This window comes from Streptomyces sp. NPDC001606 (genome assembly GCF_053596835.1).
The window spans coordinates 185672-204142 of record NZ_JBSFHC010000012.1 but is presented as its reverse complement, the minus strand read 5'-3'; the positions used below and the strand labels follow the sequence as shown (position 1 = coordinate 204142).

22 protein-coding genes are annotated in these 18471 nt (G+C 73.6%); 12 read left to right on the top strand and 10 right to left on the bottom strand.

The annotated features are described in order from the left end of the window. Positions 1-83: 83 nt before the first annotated feature. A complete protein-coding gene (locus ACWCV9_RS22660; RefSeq protein ID WP_450789018.1) occupies positions 84-497 on the top strand; it encodes a GNAT family N-acetyltransferase in 414 nt (137 codons plus the stop codon). A gap of 6 nt (positions 498-503) precedes the next feature. Here the strand turns inward: ACWCV9_RS22660 and ACWCV9_RS22655 are convergent, their stop codons facing one another. Next, positions 504-986 (bottom strand): nuclear transport factor 2 family protein, encoded by a 483-nt coding sequence (locus tag ACWCV9_RS22655; RefSeq protein WP_450789016.1) that lies wholly within the window; start codon positions 984-986, stop codon positions 504-506. A gap of 95 nt (positions 987-1081) precedes the next feature. Here ACWCV9_RS22655 and ACWCV9_RS22650 point away from each other — a divergent pair, with 95 nt between their 5' ends. Then, positions 1082-1720: a DUF4291 domain-containing protein gene (locus tag ACWCV9_RS22650; RefSeq protein ID WP_450789014.1), complete on the top strand. Its 639-nt coding sequence runs from the start codon at positions 1082-1084 to the stop codon at positions 1718-1720. A 36-nt stretch (positions 1721-1756) separates the two neighbouring features. Here ACWCV9_RS22650 and ACWCV9_RS22645 read toward each other — a convergent pair whose 3' ends face one another. Both ACWCV9_RS22645 and ACWCV9_RS22640 read right to left on the bottom strand, forming a co-directional pair. Continuing rightward, positions 1757-1936 carry a hypothetical protein gene (locus ACWCV9_RS22645; RefSeq protein ID WP_385844167.1) on the bottom strand — a complete coding sequence of 60 codons (180 nt, stop codon included), beginning with the start codon at positions 1934-1936 and terminating at the stop codon, positions 1757-1759. A 337-nt stretch (positions 1937-2273) separates the two neighbouring features. Then, a complete protein-coding gene (locus ACWCV9_RS22640) occupies positions 2274-2789 on the bottom strand; it encodes a GNAT family N-acetyltransferase (RefSeq protein ID WP_450789012.1) in 516 nt (171 codons plus the stop codon). Between the two features lie 388 nt (positions 2790-3177). On the opposite strand from ACWCV9_RS22640, the gene ACWCV9_RS22635 reads away from it, so the two are divergent. Genes ACWCV9_RS22635 through ACWCV9_RS22625 form a run of 3 tightly spaced genes read left to right on the top strand, consistent with a single transcriptional unit; the run spans position 3178 to position 5974 of the window. Next, positions 3178-4326, top strand: a complete 1149-nt coding sequence (locus tag ACWCV9_RS22635) for a Gfo/Idh/MocA family protein (RefSeq protein ID WP_450789010.1) — start codon at positions 3178-3180, stop codon at positions 4324-4326. Then, positions 4323-5252, top strand: coding sequence for a DUF6807 domain-containing protein (locus ACWCV9_RS22630; protein ID WP_450789008.1), 930 nt, complete (start codon positions 4323-4325; stop codon positions 5250-5252). The genes ACWCV9_RS22635 and ACWCV9_RS22630 overlap by 4 nt, the downstream gene beginning before the upstream one ends. Continuing rightward, positions 5249-5974 (top strand): cupin domain-containing protein, encoded by a 726-nt coding sequence (locus ACWCV9_RS22625; protein WP_450789006.1) that lies wholly within the window; start codon positions 5249-5251, stop codon positions 5972-5974. The genes ACWCV9_RS22630 and ACWCV9_RS22625 overlap by 4 nt, the downstream gene beginning before the upstream one ends. Positions 5975-5996: 22 nt before the next feature. Here ACWCV9_RS22625 and ACWCV9_RS22620 read toward each other — a convergent pair whose 3' ends face one another. Continuing rightward, positions 5997-6467, bottom strand: coding sequence for a winged helix-turn-helix transcriptional regulator (locus tag ACWCV9_RS22620; RefSeq protein WP_450789004.1), 471 nt, complete (start codon positions 6465-6467; stop codon positions 5997-5999). A gap of 53 nt (positions 6468-6520) precedes the next feature. Beyond that, positions 6521-7261 carry a TVP38/TMEM64 family protein gene (locus tag ACWCV9_RS22615; protein ID WP_385844175.1) on the bottom strand — a complete coding sequence of 247 codons (741 nt, stop codon included), beginning with the start codon at positions 7259-7261 and terminating at the stop codon, positions 6521-6523. 315 nt (positions 7262-7576) lie between these two features. On the opposite strand from ACWCV9_RS22615, the gene tuf reads away from it, so the two are divergent. Then, on the top strand, positions 7577-8752 hold the full coding sequence (gene tuf / locus ACWCV9_RS22610; RefSeq protein ID WP_450789001.1) for an elongation factor Tu: 1176 nt from the start codon (positions 7577-7579) through the stop codon (positions 8750-8752). Between the two features lie 57 nt (positions 8753-8809). Next, the gene (locus ACWCV9_RS22605; protein WP_450788999.1) at positions 8810-9655 is read left to right on the top strand and encodes a spermidine synthase; all 846 of its coding nucleotides are present in this window, start codon (positions 8810-8812) and stop codon (positions 9653-9655) included. A gap of 41 nt (positions 9656-9696) precedes the next feature. Here the strand turns inward: ACWCV9_RS22605 and ACWCV9_RS22600 are convergent, their stop codons facing one another. Beyond that, complete coding sequence (locus ACWCV9_RS22600) at positions 9697-10995, bottom strand: MFS transporter (protein WP_450788997.1); 1299 nt, start codon at positions 10993-10995, stop codon at positions 9697-9699. A gap of 49 nt (positions 10996-11044) precedes the next feature. Next, positions 11045-12079 (bottom strand): hypothetical protein, encoded by a 1035-nt coding sequence (locus tag ACWCV9_RS22595; protein WP_450788995.1) that lies wholly within the window; start codon positions 12077-12079, stop codon positions 11045-11047. A gap of 128 nt (positions 12080-12207) precedes the next feature. Between ACWCV9_RS22595 and ACWCV9_RS22590 the strand changes: the two genes are divergently transcribed. Next, positions 12208-12660 carry a DUF4442 domain-containing protein gene (locus ACWCV9_RS22590; RefSeq protein ID WP_450788993.1) on the top strand — a complete coding sequence of 151 codons (453 nt, stop codon included), beginning with the start codon at positions 12208-12210 and terminating at the stop codon, positions 12658-12660. A gap of 201 nt (positions 12661-12861) precedes the next feature. On the opposite strand, the gene ACWCV9_RS22585 is transcribed toward ACWCV9_RS22590, so the two are convergent. Beyond that, complete coding sequence (locus ACWCV9_RS22585) at positions 12862-13182, bottom strand: hypothetical protein (RefSeq protein ID WP_450788992.1); 321 nt, start codon at positions 13180-13182, stop codon at positions 12862-12864. A gap of 412 nt (positions 13183-13594) precedes the next feature. On the opposite strand from ACWCV9_RS22585, the gene ACWCV9_RS22580 reads away from it, so the two are divergent. Then, complete coding sequence (locus ACWCV9_RS22580) at positions 13595-14659, top strand: hypothetical protein (protein WP_450788990.1); 1065 nt, start codon at positions 13595-13597, stop codon at positions 14657-14659. A 153-nt stretch (positions 14660-14812) separates the two neighbouring features. After that, a complete protein-coding gene (locus tag ACWCV9_RS22575; RefSeq protein WP_450788988.1) occupies positions 14813-15460 on the top strand; it encodes a DedA family protein in 648 nt (215 codons plus the stop codon). Positions 15461-15496: 36 nt separating this feature from the next. Here ACWCV9_RS22575 and ACWCV9_RS22570 read toward each other — a convergent pair whose 3' ends face one another. Further along, positions 15497-16024 (bottom strand): gamma carbonic anhydrase family protein, encoded by a 528-nt coding sequence (locus tag ACWCV9_RS22570; protein ID WP_385844184.1) that lies wholly within the window; start codon positions 16022-16024, stop codon positions 15497-15499. Positions 16025-16142: 118 nt separating this feature from the next. Between ACWCV9_RS22570 and ACWCV9_RS22565 the strand changes: the two genes are divergently transcribed. Further along, on the top strand, positions 16143-16907 hold the full coding sequence (locus ACWCV9_RS22565) for an acyltransferase (RefSeq protein WP_450788986.1): 765 nt from the start codon (positions 16143-16145) through the stop codon (positions 16905-16907). A gap of 11 nt (positions 16908-16918) precedes the next feature. Here ACWCV9_RS22565 and ACWCV9_RS22560 read toward each other — a convergent pair whose 3' ends face one another. Beyond that, complete coding sequence (locus ACWCV9_RS22560; protein WP_450788984.1) at positions 16919-17776, bottom strand: EamA family transporter; 858 nt, start codon at positions 17774-17776, stop codon at positions 16919-16921. Between the two features lie 122 nt (positions 17777-17898). On the opposite strand from ACWCV9_RS22560, the gene ACWCV9_RS22555 reads away from it, so the two are divergent. Beyond that, the gene (locus ACWCV9_RS22555) at positions 17899-18471 is read left to right on the top strand and encodes a helix-turn-helix domain-containing protein (protein WP_450788982.1); all 573 of its coding nucleotides are present in this window, start codon (positions 17899-17901) and stop codon (positions 18469-18471) included.

Sequence of the window (18471 nt, the reverse complement as noted above, 5' to 3'; positions counted from 1 at the left end):
TCCGACAGAGGGGCCGGTGGGACAGCCCGGGACCTGCGGGAATCCCCGCCGGCGCGGACCGGCCGCGCTCTACGATGCGGCCCATGACGATCATGTACGAATGGCGCGGCGCCTTCGACAACGCCGCCGTCGACGCCCTGCACGCCGAGGCGTTCGGGCATCCTCCGGCCCCCGTCGACTGGCACACGCGCCTGCACCGGCACAGCCTCGGCTGGGTCTGCGCCCGGGCGGAGGGCCGACTGGTCGGATTCGTCAACGTCGCCTGGGACGGCGGCGCCCACGCCTTTCTGCTCGACACGATGGTCGCCGCCGACCTGCGCCGCAGCGGTGTCGGCAGCGGCCTGGTGGCCACCGCGGCACGCTCCGCCCGTGCGGCGGACTGCGCCTGGCTGCACGCCGACTACGAGGCCCACCTGCGCCCCTTCTATCTGGAGGGCTGCGGTTTCCGGCCGACGGAGGCGGGGCTGCTCGACCTTTCGGCGACGGCGGCCGGGTAGCTGCGCTCAGCCGGGCAGCGGCGCGGCGCCACGGTCCGGCAGCCGGCGCCACTTCTCCTGCACGACCACCTCACGCAGCCGCCATCCCTCGGCCGTGCGCAGCAGCGCGAACGCGTACCGGCCGCCGCACACCAGGTCGGGGGCGCCGGACCGGCCGGCGTCCGTGAACCGCATCGGGTTCACATAGTCGGCCCGGACCCGGGCCGTGTCCCCGGTGTCCTGCTCCAGGACCTCGAACCGGATGCGGCGATTGACGATGAGATGCTGCCGTACGGCGAACAGCCCCAGGCTTTCGGCGAGCCATCCGGCGACTTGCCCCGCGTCGCCCTCGACGCCGCCCGCCGAACGGTAGTCGGCGCGCCCGTCCGCCGTGAACAGCCCCCGGTACGCCGCCCAGTCACCGTCATCCACCGCCGCCGCGTACTCGGTGATCAGCTCGTCCACGGCCATCCGGTCCCGCACGGTCGCGAGTTCCACACGCTGCGTCATCGGCCAAGTGTTGGGCACGCGCGGCGCGGAGCCAAGAGGCGTGCGCGCCCGATATTCGGTGGTGCGGGGCGGCGCCGAGCGCCGAACCTGTCCCTGTGAACGATCAGAACGACACGAACGCCACGAACGACCAAGCCGTCGCCCCCGAACCGACGTTCCGCATCCGGGCCCGGCACACCGAGTCCACGGTCACCGTCTACCAGGCATACCGCCCGGAGATCGGCGGGCCGGCGGCCCGCACCGGTCGCTTCCCGGCCTCCTGGAAGCGGGACCGCATGACCTGGATCAAGCCGTCCTTCCTGTGGATGATGTACCGCTGCGGCTGGGGCACCAAGGAGGGCCAGGAGACGGTCCTGGCCGTCGAGATCGACCGCGGGGGCTTCGAGTGGGCGCTGCGCCACGCCTGCCTGTCGCATCACGTCGCGGAGCTGCACGGTGAGAAGGCCGACTGGCAGCGGCAGTTGCGGCAGTCCCCGGCGCGGGTCCAGTGGGACCCCGAGCGCGATCTGCACCACAACCCGCTGCCGTACCGCTCCTTGCAGCTCGGCCTCGCCGGCGCCGCGGCGGCCCGGTACGCCGACGAGTGGATCGTCGGCATCGAGGACGTCACCCCGCTGGCCACGGAGATCCACGCGCTGGTGCGGGCCGGTGAAGAGGAGGCGGCGGCATGGCTGTTGCCCGAGGAGCGGCCGTACCCGATCGCCGAGGAGGCGCTCGCGCATCTGCGGGCGTGACCCCGCGGCCCGGCCGGCCGGAGTCGTCGGCTCATCTCAGGCCGCCTCGATGATCCCGTCGCGGACCGCCCTCGCCCACTCGATCACCAACAACTCGTACTCCGCGCGCTCCTGGGCCGACAGGGTGCCGCCCGCACGCAGCCATAACGCCCGGATCTGCTCGTTCACTTCGGCGGCAGACCGCACGGAACCAAGGGGCATGAAATCGGGGGACATGCGGGCCAGCCTAGGGGCAAGCACTGACACTGCGCTACCGCTCGGCTACGCAGACCGTATGGGCTTGGTCACCGCCGAGGGAGGGCCACGCGCGGGGTCGAACCAGCCCAGGGTGCATATGCCCGACGCGACCGCCCGTTGGGTCCGGCGCAGGCGGAGGCCGGCCGCGCCGGGCGACCGGCCCGTACGCCACCCCTGGAGCCGCGTATCCGCAGGCGGCGGCCACCGCGCGGACCGTCGCGGCCGTCTCCCTGGGCCTGTCGTCGCGGCGCCGCCCCGGCGCCCGGGAGATGTCCGGAAACGGCGGCGGAGCCGGACGGGGGGCGCGCCCCGGGGCTCAGCCGACCGCCATCTGCCACCTGACCTCTCCGTCGTGCCACTGGTCGGTCGGGGCCAGGCCCGCGGCGGTGGCGACGGCGGCGGACGCCGTGTGGTCCGGGTGGATGTGCGCGGTGACCGTGTGCACCGGCTGCCCGCGCAGCCAGGCGACCAGACCCCGGGCCGCCTCGGTGCCGATACCGCGCCGCTGCCAGGGAGTTCCCACCACCCAGGCGATCTCCGCGACGGCTCCGCGGTCGTCGCCGCTGACGGTCGCCTGGACCGTGCCGGTCAGGCAGGCCGCGTCGCGCAGCCGGATCACCCAGTTGCACCAGGAGATGGCCGGGTCGGGCGAGCCCGCGACGAGGCGCTTGTAGCGGGCCCGCAGCGACCTAGCGGTGTGCGGGGTGCCGCCGATGAAGGCGTGCAGGCCGGGATCGGACAGCCCCGCGGCCATCTCCTCGGCGTGTTCGACCCGCAGGGGCAGCAGGGTCAGCCGCTCGGTACGGATGAGGCCGGGCCGGAGAGTGATCACGAGCCCCTAGGGCCTCTCTTTCGGATCTTGCCGGCGTCGCGGGCTCTGGCACGCACATCTGCTGCGTTGTCGTCGGTCTCCCCCACGCTCGGCTGCGCTCGCGCGGGGGGACCCCCATCGCTCCGCGTCGCTTCCCTCCTCCGCCTTGCATCTGCACGCACCAGAGCCCGCTCGGGTCGGTCAGAAGGCGCCGGCGCCGCAGCCGACCTGATCCGAAAGACAGCCCCTAGTCTACGGAGACGCCGACGACGCCCCTGGCCTGCAAAGCGGTCCGCGCTGTTGACCGTTCCGGGCGCCGCCGCTTACGTTGCAGCGCAGGAGAAAGCGCTTGCTGGGTCTCTGGGCCGGCTGCGCGCCCGCCGCGTTCGGAGGAGTGCTGAACCCGCCCATGCCCCGCTCTTCACTTCCCTTCGCCGGCCGGCGCATCCGGGCCGCGGTCGTCGGCGCCGGTGCCATCGGGCGCGGCTCCCATCTGCCCGCGCTGGCGCGGCTCGCCGAGGAGGGCGAGACGGAGGTCGTCGCCGCCGTCGACATCGACCGGGACGCCGTCGAAGCCCTCTGCGCCGAGGCCGGCGTTCCGCACGCCTACACCGACCTCGACCGGATGCTCGCCGAGCAGCGGCCCGACCTCGTCACCATCTGCACCCCGCCCACCCTGCACCGCGCGCAGACCGTGGCCGCGCTGCGCGCCGGTGCCTGGGTGTGGTGCGAGAAGCCGCCGGTGCCCTCGCTCGCCGACTTCGACGCGATCGAGGCCGAGGAGGGCACCGACGGGGGTCCGTACGCGGCGATCGTCTTCCAGCACCGCTTCGGCTCCGGCTCCGCCCATCTGCGCCGGCTGCTCGCCGAAGGCGCCTTCGGGCGGCCGCTGGTGGCGCACTGCCAGACCACCTGGTACCGGGACACCGCCTACTACGCCGTGCCCTGGCGGGGCCGCTGGCACACCGAGGGCGGCGGACCGGCCATGGGCCACGGCATCCACCAGATGGACCTGCTCCTCGATCTGCTCGGGCCGTGGCGCGAGGTGCGGGCGATGGCCGGGCGGCTGGTGCACGACGTGGAGACCGAGGACGTCTCCACCGCGCTGGTCCGGTTTGACAACGGCGCCCTCGCCACCGTGGTGAACAGCGTGCTGAGCCCCGACGAGGTCAGCCGGATCCGGATCGACTGCGAGCGCGCCACGGTGGAGCTGACCCACCTCTACGGCCACGCCAACGACGACTGGCGCATCACCCCGGCCCCCGGTGTCCCCGCCGAACAGGCTGAGCAGTGGCGGGACTTCGGGCCGGACGTGCCCAGCTCGCACCTCGCCCAGCTGCGCGAGCTGATCGCCGACATGCGCGCCGGTGAGCGCCCGCGCAGCAGCGGCGCGGACGGCCGGACCAGCCTGGAGCTGATCACGGCGCTGTACAAGGCGGCGTTCACGGACACGACCGTGCGCGCGGGGGAGATCGGGCCCGGCGACCCGTACTACGCCGCCCTGCACGGTGGCGCCCCCGGCTGGGCGCCGGTGACCGCCGAGGGGGCCCTGGCGTGAGCGGCGGACTGCGCACGGCGCACGTCCTCGGCGACCGGATCACGGTCGCCGAACCCGCCACCGGTGTCGAGCTGTTCGCCTACGTCTACCGTCCCGAGGCGGCCTGGGAGGCACCCCGGCCCTATCTCCACCCGGTGCGCACCCTCGCCGGTGACGTGGTCACCGGCTACCGCCCGCACGACCACCGCTGGCACAAGGGCCTGTCCCTGACCGCCTCGCACCTGTCCGGGGCCAACCTGTGGGGCGGCAACACCTATGTGCCCGGGCAGGGCTATCTGGAACTCCCCGAGCGGGTCGGCTCGATGCGGCACGCCGGCTTCGACGAGATCGCTGCGGACGACGGCCGGGCACTGATCGCCGAGCGGCTGACCTGGCACCCGCACGACGGTGAGCTGTGGGCCGAGGAGGAACGGCGGATCGAGGTCCACGACGTCGACCCGGACGCCGGTTCCTGGGCGCTCACCTGGACCAGCGCGATCACCAACCGCCGTGCCGAGCCGCTGCGGTTCGGCAGCCCCACCACCGCCGGACGCGAACTCGCGGGCTACACCGGCCTGTTCTGGCGCGGCCCGCGATCCTTCCGGGACGGCCGGATCCTCGCACCCGAGGGCGAGGGGCCCGACCTGATGGGCACCCGGGCGCCGTGGCTGGCGTACTCCGGCGAGCACGACGGCACCGACGGCCACGCCACCCTGGTGTTCGCCCACGCCCCCGAGAACGACCACTCCGGCGCCGCCGGCACCCACCCGGCGCACTGGTTCGTCCGCAACGACCCGTTCGCCGCCGTCGCCCCCTCCTGGGCCTTCTTCGAGGAACTGGAACTCGCCCCCGGCGACACCCTCCGCCGGCGCTACCGGGTCGTCGTCGCGGACGGCGCCTGGCAGCGCGAGGACGTCGTCGCGTACCTGGCGGCGCACCCGTGGTGAGCGCCGCAGGGAGCGGGTTCCCGGGCCTGCCGGGCGGGGTCGCCGTGTCCCGGCTGTGCGTGTACGACTGGCCCGCCGCCGACGGGGCGCGTGGCGGAACTCCCCATGTGCATCTGGCCTGTTCGGAGGCGTACGTCGTCACCGGCGGCCGGGGTGCCGTGCAGACCCTGACCACGTCCGGCTACGAGGTCACCCCGCTCGCGCCCGGCACGGTGGCCTGGTTCACGCCGGGCACCATCCACCGGCTGGTCAACGACGGCGATCTGCGCATCACCGTCCTCATGCAGAACAGCGGGCTGCCCGAGGCCGGGGACGCGGTGCTCACACTGCCGCCCGAGTACCTCGCCGACCCGGAGCGGTACGCCGCCGCGACCACGATCCCGGCGGACGCGCCGGAGGCGGAGCGGGAGCGGGTCGCCCGGGCTCGGCGCGACCTGGCTCTGGAGGGATACCGAGCCCTGCGGGCCGCTCGGGAGCCGGAAGCGCTGGCCGCCTTCCACCGGGCCGCTGTGGCGCTCGTACGGCCCCGGGTCGCCGAGTGGAGAGAGCGGTGGCGCCAGGGTGCGCTGGCGGCGGCCGAGGCCACGGGGCGGCATCTGGACCGGCTGGCGGAGGGCGATCCCGGACACCTGGCCGAGGCCGTCGTACGGGCCGAACTGCCTGCCGAGCGCGGCCGGTTCGGAATGTGCGGGCGGCTGGACGTGTACGGGCCGCCGCTGTAGGCGCGGTGGCGCCGCCGTGCCGTCAGGCCGCCGTCGGGCCGGTGAGTGTCCAGCCCGGCGCCTGCGGATGTGCCGTGAGGTCCTCGTGCCGGACCTCCTCCCCGCAGGCCCGGCAGGTGACGGCCGGGACCAGTTCGGCGCCGCAGCTGTGCTCGACGACCATGGGCAGGTCGACGCCCTTGCGGAGATGGCGGTCGCCCCACTCCTTGAGCGTCATCAGGACCGGCTCCAGCTCCAGGCCCGCCGGTGTCGCCCGGTACTCGAAGCGCTGCGGGCGCTCGCTGTAGACGTGCTTGGCGAGGATCCCGGCGTCCACCAGGCGGCGCAGCCGGGTGGCCAGGATGTCGCGCGGGGCGCCGATGTTGCGCACGAGCTGGTCGAAGCGGCCGTTGCCCAGGAACACCTCGCGCAGCACGAGCAGGGAGTACTTCTCGCCGACGAGCGCGAGGGCGTCGGCGATGGAGCAGGGGCGCGGATCCTTCGTGGCGGCCATGCGCCCAGTCTAGTGGCGGGTTCGGTTTTCCAACCCTCGAAGGGTCGGTGTGCTCAGCGGGCGCGCAGCTGGTGGCGCTTGCGCCAGGCCACCAGCGCCCCCGCGAGCGCCGGTACGGCGATGCCCGCCAGCGCGAGCAGGAAGGCGGGGGACGTCGGCGCCGAGGCGCGGGCCCCGGCCACCGCGTAGGCGGCCGTGTTGGGGACCGAGCCGAGCGCCGTGGCCAGCAGGAACGGCAGCCAGCCCATCCGGGACACGGCCGCGCAGTAGTTCACCGCCGCGAACGGCAGCCCCGGGAAGAGCCGCGCCGCCAGCATCGACCGGAAACCGTGCCGGCTGAGCTGTCCGTCGGCCGCCTTCAGCCACCGGCCGCGCAGCAGCGGGCGCAACGCGTCCTGCCCGAGCACCCGGCCCAGACCGAACGACACGCCCGCCCCCAGCACCGTCCCCGCCAGCGCCGTCGCCAGCCCGAGCGGCGCGCCGAACAGCGCGCCCGCCGCCAGGTTCAGCAGGGGACGCGGGACGAACGCCACGCTGCACAGCCCGTACGCCCCCGCGAACACCAGCGCCGCCGCGGCCCCGCTCAGCTGCGGCGGCCAGCCCCGCGTCAGCAGCCGCTGCGGCTCGAACACCAGCACGGCCACGGCCGCCCCCGCGAGCAGCGCCAGCAGCAGCGACAGCCGGGCGTACGGCGACAGCAGCGCACGCGTGCAGCGGGCGGCGAACCCGGTGCGGGGGAGCGGTATCGCCGCCGGAGCGGGCGCCTCGGCGACGGTGCTGGTGGCATCGAGCATCCGGTGACACTAACCGACACCGGGCCGTGATCGCCGCCGGGTCGGGGCGGGGCGACCCTGGCGCACCGCGGAAAACCGTTCGACGCGGGGGGCGGTGTCGGCGATGATCGACGCCATGTTCCGGTATGCCTTCCTCCTCGCAGCGTCCGCCGTCGCGGATGCGCCGAAGGCTGCCGTCCCGCTTCTGCCGGCCGCTGTCGACGGCGCCCGAAGCTGACCCTCTCCGGACAGACCGGCGGACCCCGCAGGGGGAGGGTCGGCCCACTCCTTGGGGTCCCGCATCCCGTACGACCGGAGAGGCTCCGAGGTACACCCATGTCCAAAACGGCCTACGTGCGCACCAAGCCGCACCTGAACATCGGCACCATGGGTCATGTCGACCACGGCAAGACCACCCTGACCGCCGCCATCACCAAGGTCCTCGCCGAGCGCGGCACCGGCACCTTCGTGCCGTTCGACCGGATCGACCGCGCCCCGGAGGAGGCCGCCCGCGGCATCACCATCAACATCGCGCACGTCGAGTACGAGACCGACACCCGGCACTACGCCCATGTCGACATGCCCGGCCACGCCGACTACGTCAAGAACATGGTCACCGGCGCCGCGCAGCTCGACGGGGCGATCCTCGTCGTCTCCGCGCTCGACGGGGTCATGCCGCAGACCGCCGAACACGTGCTGCTCGCCCGGCAGGTGGGCGTCGACCACATCGTCGTCGCCCTCAACAAGGCCGACGGCGCGGCCGACGAGGAGCTGACCGACCTGGTCGAGCTGGAGATCCGCGACCTGCTCACCGCGCAGGGTTACCCGGGCGACTCGGTTCCCGTGGTACGGGTCTCCGGCCTCCGGGCGCTGGCGGGCGACCCGCGCTGGACGGCGTCCATCGAGGCGCTGCTCGACGCCGTCGACACCTATGTGCCGATGCCCGAGCGGTACCTGGACGCGCCGTTCCTGCTGCCGGTGGAGAACGTGCTCACCATCACCGGCCGGGGCACGGTCGTCACGGGCGCCGTGGAACGCGGCACGCTTCGCCTGGGCGACCGGGTGTCGGTGCTCGGCGCGGACGTGGAGACCGTCGTCACCGGGCTGGAGACCTTCGGCAAGCCGATGCAGGACGCGCAGGCCGGGGACAACGTCGCCGTGCTGCTGCGGGGTGTGCCGCGGGACGCCGTCCGGCGCGGGCACGTCGTCGCGGCGCCGGGGAGCGTGGTGCCGGCCCGGCGGTTCACGGCCCGGGTGTATGTGCTGTCCGGGCGCGAGGGCGGTCGTACGACGCCGATCGTGACCGGGTACCGGCCGCAGTTCTACATCCGCACGGCGGACGTGGTCGGCTCCGTGGACCTCGGCGAGGCGGGTGTCGCCCGGCCCGGGCAGACGGTGGAGATGGCCGTCGAGCTGGGGCGGGAGGTGCCGTTGGAGCCGGGGCTGGGGTTCGCCGTCCGGGAGGGCGGCAGGACCGTCGGAGCGGGGACGGTCGTCTCCGTGGAGGCGTAGCGGGCCGGCGCCGGTTCCGGGTGCCCGGTGCCGGCGCCCGCCGGTGACAATGGTGCGGTGAACGAAGCCATCCCCGTCCTCCGCACCACCGACCACGGCACCGTCAAGCTCATGCCCGACGTCGACCGTGAGCGGGCCTGGCTGCTCACGGTCGACGGAGCACCGCAGTCGTACGTCGACCTGGACGAGCCGACGCATCTGGAGTTCGAGTACGCGCGGCGGCTCGGGCATGTGCTGGACGTCGTGGCCGAGCCGGGACGGGCGCTGGACGTGGTGCACCTCGGCGGGGGTGCGCTGACCCTGCCCCGCTATGTGGCCGCCACCCGGCCCGGCTCCCGGCAGGACGTCGTCGAGCTGGACGGTGGGCTGCTGGAGCTGGTCACCGAGCAGCTGCCGTTGCCGGCGGGCTCGGGCATCGCGCTGCACGCGGCCGACGCCCGGGCCTGGCTGGAGGGCGCGCCGGACGACTCGGCCGACGTGCTCGTCGGTGACGTGTTCGGCGGCTCCCGGATCCCGGCCCACCTCACCACCCTCGCCTACGCCCGCACCGCCGAGCGGGTGCTGCGGCCCGGCGGGGTCTATGTGGCCAACCTCGCCGACGGGGCGCCGTTCGGCTTCCTCCGCTCCCAACTGGCCAACTTGGCCGCGGTGTTCGAGGAGCTGACCCTGATCGCCGAGCCGGGCGTGCTGCGCGGCCGGAGGTTCGGCAACGCGGTGCTCGTCGCCGCCCACCGGCAGACCGACATCGCCGCGCTGTCCCGGCGGACGGCGGCCGACGCGTTCCCGGCCCGGGTGGAACACGGGTCGGCGGTACGGGAGTTCATCGGCTCGGCGCGGCCGGTCGAGGACGCGGACGCGGTGCCTTCACCGGTGCCTCCGGACGGGGCGTTCGGTATCGGCTGAGCCGGGGGCCGTCCTGAGGCCGGGGGGCGGATGTGGTGCCTTTACCCGTGCCCCCCGACGGCGTGTTCGGCGTCGGCCGAGGCGGCCGGGGTGGCGGTGACCGGGCGGCTGTGGCGGGTCAGCGTACGCACGTCCGGGACCAGCAGTACCAGCGCCGTGACCAGGACGACCAGACCGGCGCAGCCCCACAGGGCGGCCGTCCGGCCGACGGCACTCTCCACCGGGCCGGCCAGCGCGGTGGCCAGGGGAATGAAGGAGACCGAGCCGAACCAGTCGTACGCCGAGACCCGGGAGAGTTTCTCCTCGGGGATCTCCTGGTGCAGCGCGGTCATCCAGGAGACGCCGAACACCTCCACCGTCGTACCGGCGGCGAACATCACCAGGTACAGCACGCCGGCCGGCACCGGTACCGCCAGCGCGGCCGAGGGCAGCGCCAGCGGGAAGACGCACAGGGTGCCGGCGAGCAGCAGCCGGCGGGGCCGCCAGCGGGTCATCAGCAGGGCACCGGCCACCGTGCCCGCGCCGAACGCGGCCAGCGCCAGCCCCCAGGGCCGCGCCCCGCCGAGGCTCTCGCGGGCGACGAGCGGACCGTAGACCGCCTCCGCCGCGGCGACCACCGCGTTGGCGATCGAGAACTGTACGACGATGCCCCACAGCCACGGCCTGCCGATGAACTCCCGCCACCCCTCCCGGAGGTCGGCCAGCATGCCCCCGCCGGGAGTGCGGGCCGGGATGTGGGAGACGTCGAGGCAGGAGCGCAGGGCGCCGGCGACGGCGAAGGCGGCCGCGTCGAACGCGAGGACCCAGCCGGGGCCGACGGCCGCGACCAGGGCGCCGCCGAGCGCCGCGCCGGCGAGGGCTGCACCCTGGGTGGCCATGCGGAAGACGGCGAACGCCCGGCCCGCCTGCTCGCCCTCGACGGAGGACATCAGCATGCCCTCGGCCGCCGGGCCGAAGAACGCCTGGCCGGTGCCGGCCAGCGCGCTGAGCAGCATCATCTGCCACAGCCGGGGCTCCCCGAGCAGCACGAGCGCGGCGAAGGCCGCCTGGGAGAGGCAGTTGAGGACGTTGGCCGCGACCATCACCCGGTGCCGGGGCACCCGGTCCGCGAGCGCCCCGCCGATGAGCAGGAACACCACCAGTGGCAGGGTGCGGGCCGCGGCCACCAGCCCCACGTCCCCGCCGTCGCCGCCCGCGTCCAGTACGGCGAACGCGGCGGCGACCAGCGAGCCGCTCGCGCCGAGACCGGTGATGACGGCCGCCGCGGTCAGCAGCGAGTAGTTGCGGCCTGCCCAGCGGGGCGGGCGCGGGTGACGGGGGCGGGGGGCGGTGGACTTCACCGGGCGACTATGGCTCGCCCGGGCCGTGCTTTCAAACCAATTGCGGTGCTCAGCTGCCGGTCGGGGTGCCGTGCAGCCGGACGGTGCTGAGGATCTTCAGCACGGTCGCGTTGGGGACCTCGTCCTTCACGCCCTTGGCCCCGTAGAAGTTGAACGACACATAGTCGTGCGCCGAGTTCTGGAAGCCGAACGTGAGCGCCTTGCCGTCGCTCGCGCACTTGCCCTTGCTGGGGGTGTTGGTCGACCGGGCCCACGCGTAGCTGCCCTTGATGCCCGAGGCGGTCGTGAAGGGCGTGGCCTTCTTGTCGAAGGAGACGCTCTTCTTGTCCGGCTGGGTGTAGCCGCCGTAGACCCACCAGGCCGGCGTGTTGATCGCGATCTGGTCCGCGCTCTTGGCGCCGCTGGCCCCCTTGGTGCCCACGACCGCCAGCGGGGTGTCGTCGGTACGGCCGTCCTTGTCGTCGTCGGACGTGCACCACTGCGGCTTGTCCTTGGCCGTGCCCGACATCACGATGATCGGCTTGAGGCTGGTGGACTTCTTGTCCTCGAAGCCGATCTCCAGGCCGGGGGACTGCACCTCCCAGTCGGCCGGCACGTCGAAGGCGATGCCCCACTTGGGGTTCACCACCACCTGCCAGCCGGCGACGGTCGGCTTCTCGGTCTCGTTGCCGCGCGGGTTGTCGGTCGTGGACGCGGTCGCGGTGGGCTGCTTCTGCGTCGCCGACTGGCTCGGGTGCGGGGCGCCCTTGCCGTTCTCCGCCTTGTCGTCCTTCGAGCCGCCGAGTACCAGGAAGCCGGTCACACCGGCGGCGACCACGACCGCCGCGGCGGCGATGATCGCGATCAGCTTGGTACGGCCGCCACCGCCGCCCTGCGGAGGCTGCGGACCGCCGGCCATGGTGGGCGCCTGCGTCCACTCGGACTGCTGTCCGTACGGTCCGGCCTGCTGCCCGTACTGCCCTGCCTGCGGGTACTGCTGGTACCCGGGCTGCTGGTACGGGTTCGGCTGCTGGTAACCCGGCTGCTGGTACGGGTTCTGCTGCGGGTTCTGCGCGCCCCCGGGCGGCTGCTGATCTGGCCACATGGCCGACAACCCTAGTGCCGTGGCGGCACGGTTCGGTCACCGGATCTCGTCAGAGTCGTAGCGAAAAGGGAGAGAGCGAGTGAAACCATGCTGGCCAGCTGTGGCTACTCATCGGTAACATCGCGCGCATGACCGTTGAGAACGCCTCGCGAGGCAACATGCTGGCCGCCGCCGTCCCCATGGTGCGCACCCTGAACCTGGAATTCATCGAGGTCACCGCGGAACGTGCCGTCCTGCGGCTGCCCGACCAGTCCGAGTTCCACAACCACATCGGCGGCCCGCACGCCGGCGCCATGTTCACCCTGGCCGAGTCCGCCAGCGGGGCCATCGTCCTGGAGGCCTTCGGCGACCAGCTCTCCCGGGCGGTGCCGCTCGCGGTGCGCGCCGAGATCGACTACAAGAAGCTGGCGATGGGCGCGGTGACGGCCACCGCGACCCTGGGGCGCCCGGCGGCCGAGGTCGTCGCCGAACTCGACGCGGGCGGGCGGCCGGAGTTCCCGGTGGCGATCGCCCTCCAGCGCGCGGACGGTGCGGTCACGGGCGAGATGACCGTCGTCTGGACGCTGCGCCTGAACGGCTGAGGCAGGCCCGGCCCCGAGACCGTGCGGGGTCTCGGGGTGTCTCGGACGTCGGCGAGCCGGGTTTCATCCAGGCCGAGTGAGCGGGGCGTGCCGGGGGTGGTCTCGGGGATGGACAGCGCGGCCGGGTGCCGGTCCAGGTGCAGGCCCCGGGATGCGCCGGCTCAGGCGGTGGGCGCCGCCGTCGCGCCGGACGAGGGCGGACTAGCGGGCCGAGGGCGGGGCGAGCCGGAGCCGGCGTACGGCGACGAGTGTGGCGCCGATGGCGAGGGCGTAGAGCGCCCAGGTGTGGCCACCGTCGTTGAGGGCGCGGACATGTGCGGGCAGGGCGCGGCCGATCACGGAGAAGGTGGCGCTCTTCAGGGGGAGCGCGACCGTGCCGTAGGCGGCATGCAGCTGGAGCGGATGCGGGTCACCCCCGTTACAAACCGGACCCCGCCGGTCCCGTCCGGCCGCCGCACGCCTGCGCCGCAGCGCCTCACGCGGCCCGCTGCGGCCCTTCCGTGGCAGGTCGCCGTCCGTCAAATCCGGCCACGAACCCCCTGAGTCGGTCGGTGAATTCGGGGCCGCGGCCTGGCGGGCGTCGGCCGGCCGGACGGCGTCCCCCTCGCCGGACGTGCGCGTCGATCAGGTCGTCGCCGAGCTGGGCCGCGGCGGAAAACCGGGAATTCGCCCGGAGAGTTCTCGTCCATCCGCTTTTCCCGTGCGAGTTGATAGGGATACCGGCGGTAACCATCGGGCGTACAAGTCTCTTTGACGTTCCGTCATTCCAACTCCTTGTTTCCCGTGACGCGCGTGTGCGAAAGTGAGCCACCCCGCGGGAGGGCAAAGGCCGGCATCGCGCGGCAAAGGCCGGCCCCGAAGGTACGCACCAATCACGCACTGCTTTCCACAGGGCGCCAATTCGCCCCGCCCTGCGGCTGGAAAGGAAAAGTCCGTGCAGTCCTCCAACCCCCCACGCCCGCCGTACCCGCCTCGCCCCGGATCGACGGGGGAGTCCGACCGTGATCTCGTCGCCCGGCTCCGCGGCCCGGACGACGCCCACCACCATGCCGTCGCCCTGCTGCTCACCCGGCACTGGCGGGCCACCCACGACTACGCGATGGTCTGCCTGGCCTCCGCGGGCTCCGCGGCCCAACTCGTGGCCATCGCCGCCTTCCACCAGGTGCTCGGCCGGCCGGTGGACGGGGCGCTGCGCCCCCGGCTGCTGGTGGCCGTCCGCGACACCGCCCGCACCTGGGCCGCCGACCCCGCGGCCTGTGTCGCACTGCCGGAATTGCGCCGTACCACCGGAGCCCGCGGACTGCGCGCGGCAAACGCCGGGACACCGGAAAGGCGGCGGCTGGCCGAACGCGCTTTCCATTCGCTTCCCGCCGCCTCTCGATGCCTTCTCTGGCACACCGAGGTCGAAGCCGAACCCATAAACACACCCGCCGCTCTTCTGGGTGTGGACCCGGCCACCGCCGCGGCCGCCCTGGAGCGGGCACGTGAGCAATTCCGGACCGGGTGTGTACGCGCCCACCTGGAACTCGCCCCCTCCAGAGAATGCCGTTTCTACAACCGCCTCCTCGACATCCCCCTGCGCCGCGGCGGCGATCTGCTGCCGGACGTACGACGCCATCTGTCCGGCTGTGCCCACTGCCGCCACGCCGCCGAACAGCTCGGCGCCTTCGAGGAGCAACTGGGCCTGCTGCTGGCCGAGACCGTGCTCGGCTGGGGCGCCCGCCGCTATCTCGACACACGGCCCGGCCGCGGTGCCGCCCGGGACTGGCCCGCACCGCCGCCCCGACCGTCGGGCACACACCCCGGCGGCCATGGAGCCGGAGGCCGTGGAACGGTGAGCCGGCATCGCACGGCCGTTGTCCTCGGTGCCGGGCTCACCGCGCTCGTCCTGCTCGCCACCGTCCTCGTGGCCCGTGCCTGGTCCGCTGACAACGCTGTCCCCACGCCCGGCCGCAGCTGCGCCGCGCACTCCTGCTCACCGGGGCCGCCGCCCTGCTGACCCGCACCCTGCCGGCCCGCCCTGCTCCGCCCGCGGTGCCGTGGCCGCCGTACGCCTGCGGTGCTTCCGGGCCGAGCAGGTAGCCTTCCCTTGGGACGCCCTTTACGCGCGGCGGTCCACGAGTCAGGGACGGCGACAGGGGAGGAACCTGCGGTGCACGTGCAGGAATGGCTCGACTCGGTGCCCGCGGTGGCCGTCTACGGCGTGGTGGCCCTGGTGATCGGTCTGGAGAGCGTGGGCATCCCGCTGCCGGGCGAGATCATCCTGGTCTCGGCCGCGCTGATGTCCTCCCACAACTCGGGCATCAACCCGGTCGTCCTCGGCGCCTGTGCGACCGCGGGCGCGGTGATCGGCGACTCCATCGGCTACGCGATCGGCCGCAAGGGCGGCCGGCCGCTGCTGGCCTGGCTCGGCAGGAAGTTCCCGAAGCACTTCGGCGAGGGCCATGTCGCCACCGCCGAGCGGTCCTTCGAGAAGTGGGGCATGTGGGCCGTCTTCTTCGGCCGCTTCGTCGCCCTGCTGCGCATCTTCGCCGGACCGCTCGCGGGCGTGCTGCACATGCCGTACTGGAAGTTCCTGATCGCCAACGTCCTCGGCGGCATCTGCTGGGCGGGCGGTACGACGGCCGTCATCTACTACGTCGGCGTGGTCGCCGAGGGCTGGCTGAAGAAGTTCTCCTACGTGGGCCTGGGCGTCGCGGTCCTGATCGGCCTGGCGTCCGTGCTGATCGTCAAGCGCAAGGCGAAGAAGGCCGCCCAGGCTCCCGCCCCGGAGGCGGAAGCCGTGCGCGCCGGGGAGTAAGGCGTAACGGGGACGGCCGCCCGCGGCCCGGCCGGACTACTCGTGCACCGCCCGATGTGCCCGGGCCAGCTCCGCGTACATCGTGCCGTTGAGGGTCACGCCCTGGCGCTCCTCCTCGCTCAGCTCCCGCCGCACCTTCGCCGGCACCCCCGCCACCAGCGACCCCGGCGGCACCACCATCCCCTGCGGCACCAGGGCCTGCGCCGCGACCAGCGACCCGGCCCCGATCACCGCGCCGTTCAGCACGGTGGCCCCCATCCCGATCAGGCAGTCGTCCTCGACCGTCGCCCCGTGGACCACGGCGTTGTGCCCGATGGACACCCGCTCGCCGACGCTCACCGGAAACCCGGGGTCGGCATGGAGGGTGACGTTGTCCTGGACGTTGGCGGCCGCGCCCACGGTGATCCGCTCCACGTCACCGCGCACCACCGCGCCGTACCAGACACTGGCCCCCGCGTGCAGGGTGACGTCTCCGATCACCGAGGCCGTGGGCGCGACGAACGCCTCCGGATCGACCTGGGGCTCCCTGCCCCCGATACCCACGATCAGCGCCTGCCGGGTCATCACCGTCTCCTCGCATCCGTAGCCCGCGAACGTGGGGTGAACGGTACGGCACCGGTTGGGGCAAAGATCACAGCAGCCCGGCCTCTCGCCCCGGGCGACCGATGAGTAACGTGACCCCGTGCCGAAGCGCAAGAACACGTTCTCATCCTGGCGCCGGGGCCTCGCCCAGCGCGCGGTCCACCGGGCCTGGGCCTGGGCCCAGCGCGCGGGTTCCGTCACGGCCGAGCACCCGGCGGCCTTCCGCTTCGGCGCGCTCGGCGAGGCCACCCGTCTGGCCTTCCCGCTCGGCACGGTCTTCGGCGAGCCGTGGATCCGCATCGGCTCCTACTGCATCATCGGCGAACGGGTCACCCTCACCGCCGGTCTGATGCCGGACCTCGACCTCGGTCCGGACCCCATCCTGCGGATCGGCGACGGCGTGGTCCTCGGCCGCGGCAGCCATGTCATCGCGGACACCACGGTCACGATCGGCAACGACTGCTACTTCGGCCCGTACGTCTACGTCACCTCCACCAACCACTCCTACGACGACCCGCACGAGCCGATCGGCAAGCAGTGGCCGCGGATGGAGCCGGTCGAGATCGGCCCGGGCTGCTGGATCGGCACCGGCGCGGTGATCCTGCCGGGCGCCCGGATCGGCCGGAACGTGGTCGTGGCGGCCGGTGCGGTGGTGCGCGGCACGGTGCCCGACCATGCCGTGGTGGCCGGGGCCCCGGCCCGGGTCGTACGGCGCTGGACCCCCGACGACGGCTGGCAGCCGCCCCTGCGGACCCCGGCGCCGGTGCCGATCCCGGACGGGACGACGCCGGAGCAGCTGCGCTCCCTGGCGGAGCTGGACGAGGCCGCCGTCGCCCGCCTCGCCGAGCTGGAGCCCGAGGGCTGACCCGGCCGGGCTCAGCCGGTCGCCAGCAGCAGGGTGCCCAGCAGCGCCAGCCCCGCTCCCGCCGCCTGGACGGCGCGCAGCCGCTCGCTGAGGAAGCCGCGCGCGGCCAGCGCCGTGACCACCGGATACAGCGAGGCCAGGACGGCCGCCACGGTGACCGGGCCGTGCTGGGCGGCGACGGCGTAGGTGCCGTTGGCCGCCACATCGGCGAGGCCGACGAAGGCCAGCGCGGGCAGCGAGGTCCAGGGGAAACCGCCCTGCGGTACGACGGGGACGCCCCGCCGGGCCGAGACGGCGAGCGCGGCACCGCCCACCGCGATGTTCGTCAGCCGCTGCACGAACAGGGCGAGGAACAGCCCGGTGACATTCGTCGAGGCCTGCGAGATCAGCGCGAACACCGCGCCGAAGCCGAGCGCCGCGACCAGGGTGAGCAGGATCGTCCGCCGCTGGACGGGCGCACCCCGCAGCTGCGGGCCGCCGGCCAGCACGACCCCGGTGACCGCGACCGCGATGCCCGCGACCTGGAGCAGCCCCGGACGCTCGCCGAGCACCAGCCCCACGCCGACGGGCACGGCCACGCTGAGCGTGGCGAGCGGCGACACCACGCCCATCGGGCCGCGCGCGAGCGCCTGGTAGAAGCAGAGCACCGCCACCGGGCCGATCACGCCGGCCGCGGCGGCGAACCACAGCCGGGGCCCGGCCTCGCCCCAGCCGCCCGTGGCGACGACGATCGCGCCCAGCACGGCGGCCGCGACCGTCTGCGAGACCACCACCACCGTGAGCGCCGGGGTGCGCCGTGTCAGCAGCCCGCCGCCGAAGTCGGCCAGCCCCCACAACAGGCTGGTGGTCAGGGCGAAGAATGCTGTCACGGCACCTCGCAGTACAGTTTGTTGGACGAAGGGGTACGCCCCACGGTAGTTCAATGAACTGAACCCCGTCATCCATCGCAGTGGACCATCTCGTATACTGGACCCCGGACCCTGGACGGAATGTGTCGGACCTCGACCTGCTGACCCAGTCCCTTGCGCGCAACGTCAAGCGCTGGCGCACCGAGCGCGGCTTCACCCTGGACGCGCTGGCCGCCCGGGCCGGGGTCAGCCGCGGCATGCTCATCCAGATCGAGCAGGCCCGCACCAACCCGAGCATCGGCACCGTCGTCAAGATCGGCGACGCGCTCGGCGTCAGCATCACCACCCTGCTCGACTACGAACAGGGCCCCCGGGTCCGTGTCGTCCCGGCCGACCAGGCCGTACGGCTGTGGCACAGCGAGGCCGGCGGCTACAACCGGCTGCTGGCCGGCGCGGAGGCCCCCGGCCCGCTGGAGATGTGGGACTGGCGGCTGATGCCCGGCGAGCGGAGCCCCTCGGACCCGCACCCGGCCGGCACGGTGGAACTCCTCCATGTCACCGCCGGCGAACTGACCCTCACCGTCGAGGGGGTACGGCACCTCGTCCCGGCGGGCGCCAGCGCCTCCTTCGAGGCGGACGTCCCGCACGAGTACGGCAACGAGGGCGAGGTCCCGATGGAGATGGTGATGGCCGTCTCGGTTCCCCCGGTCCGCTGA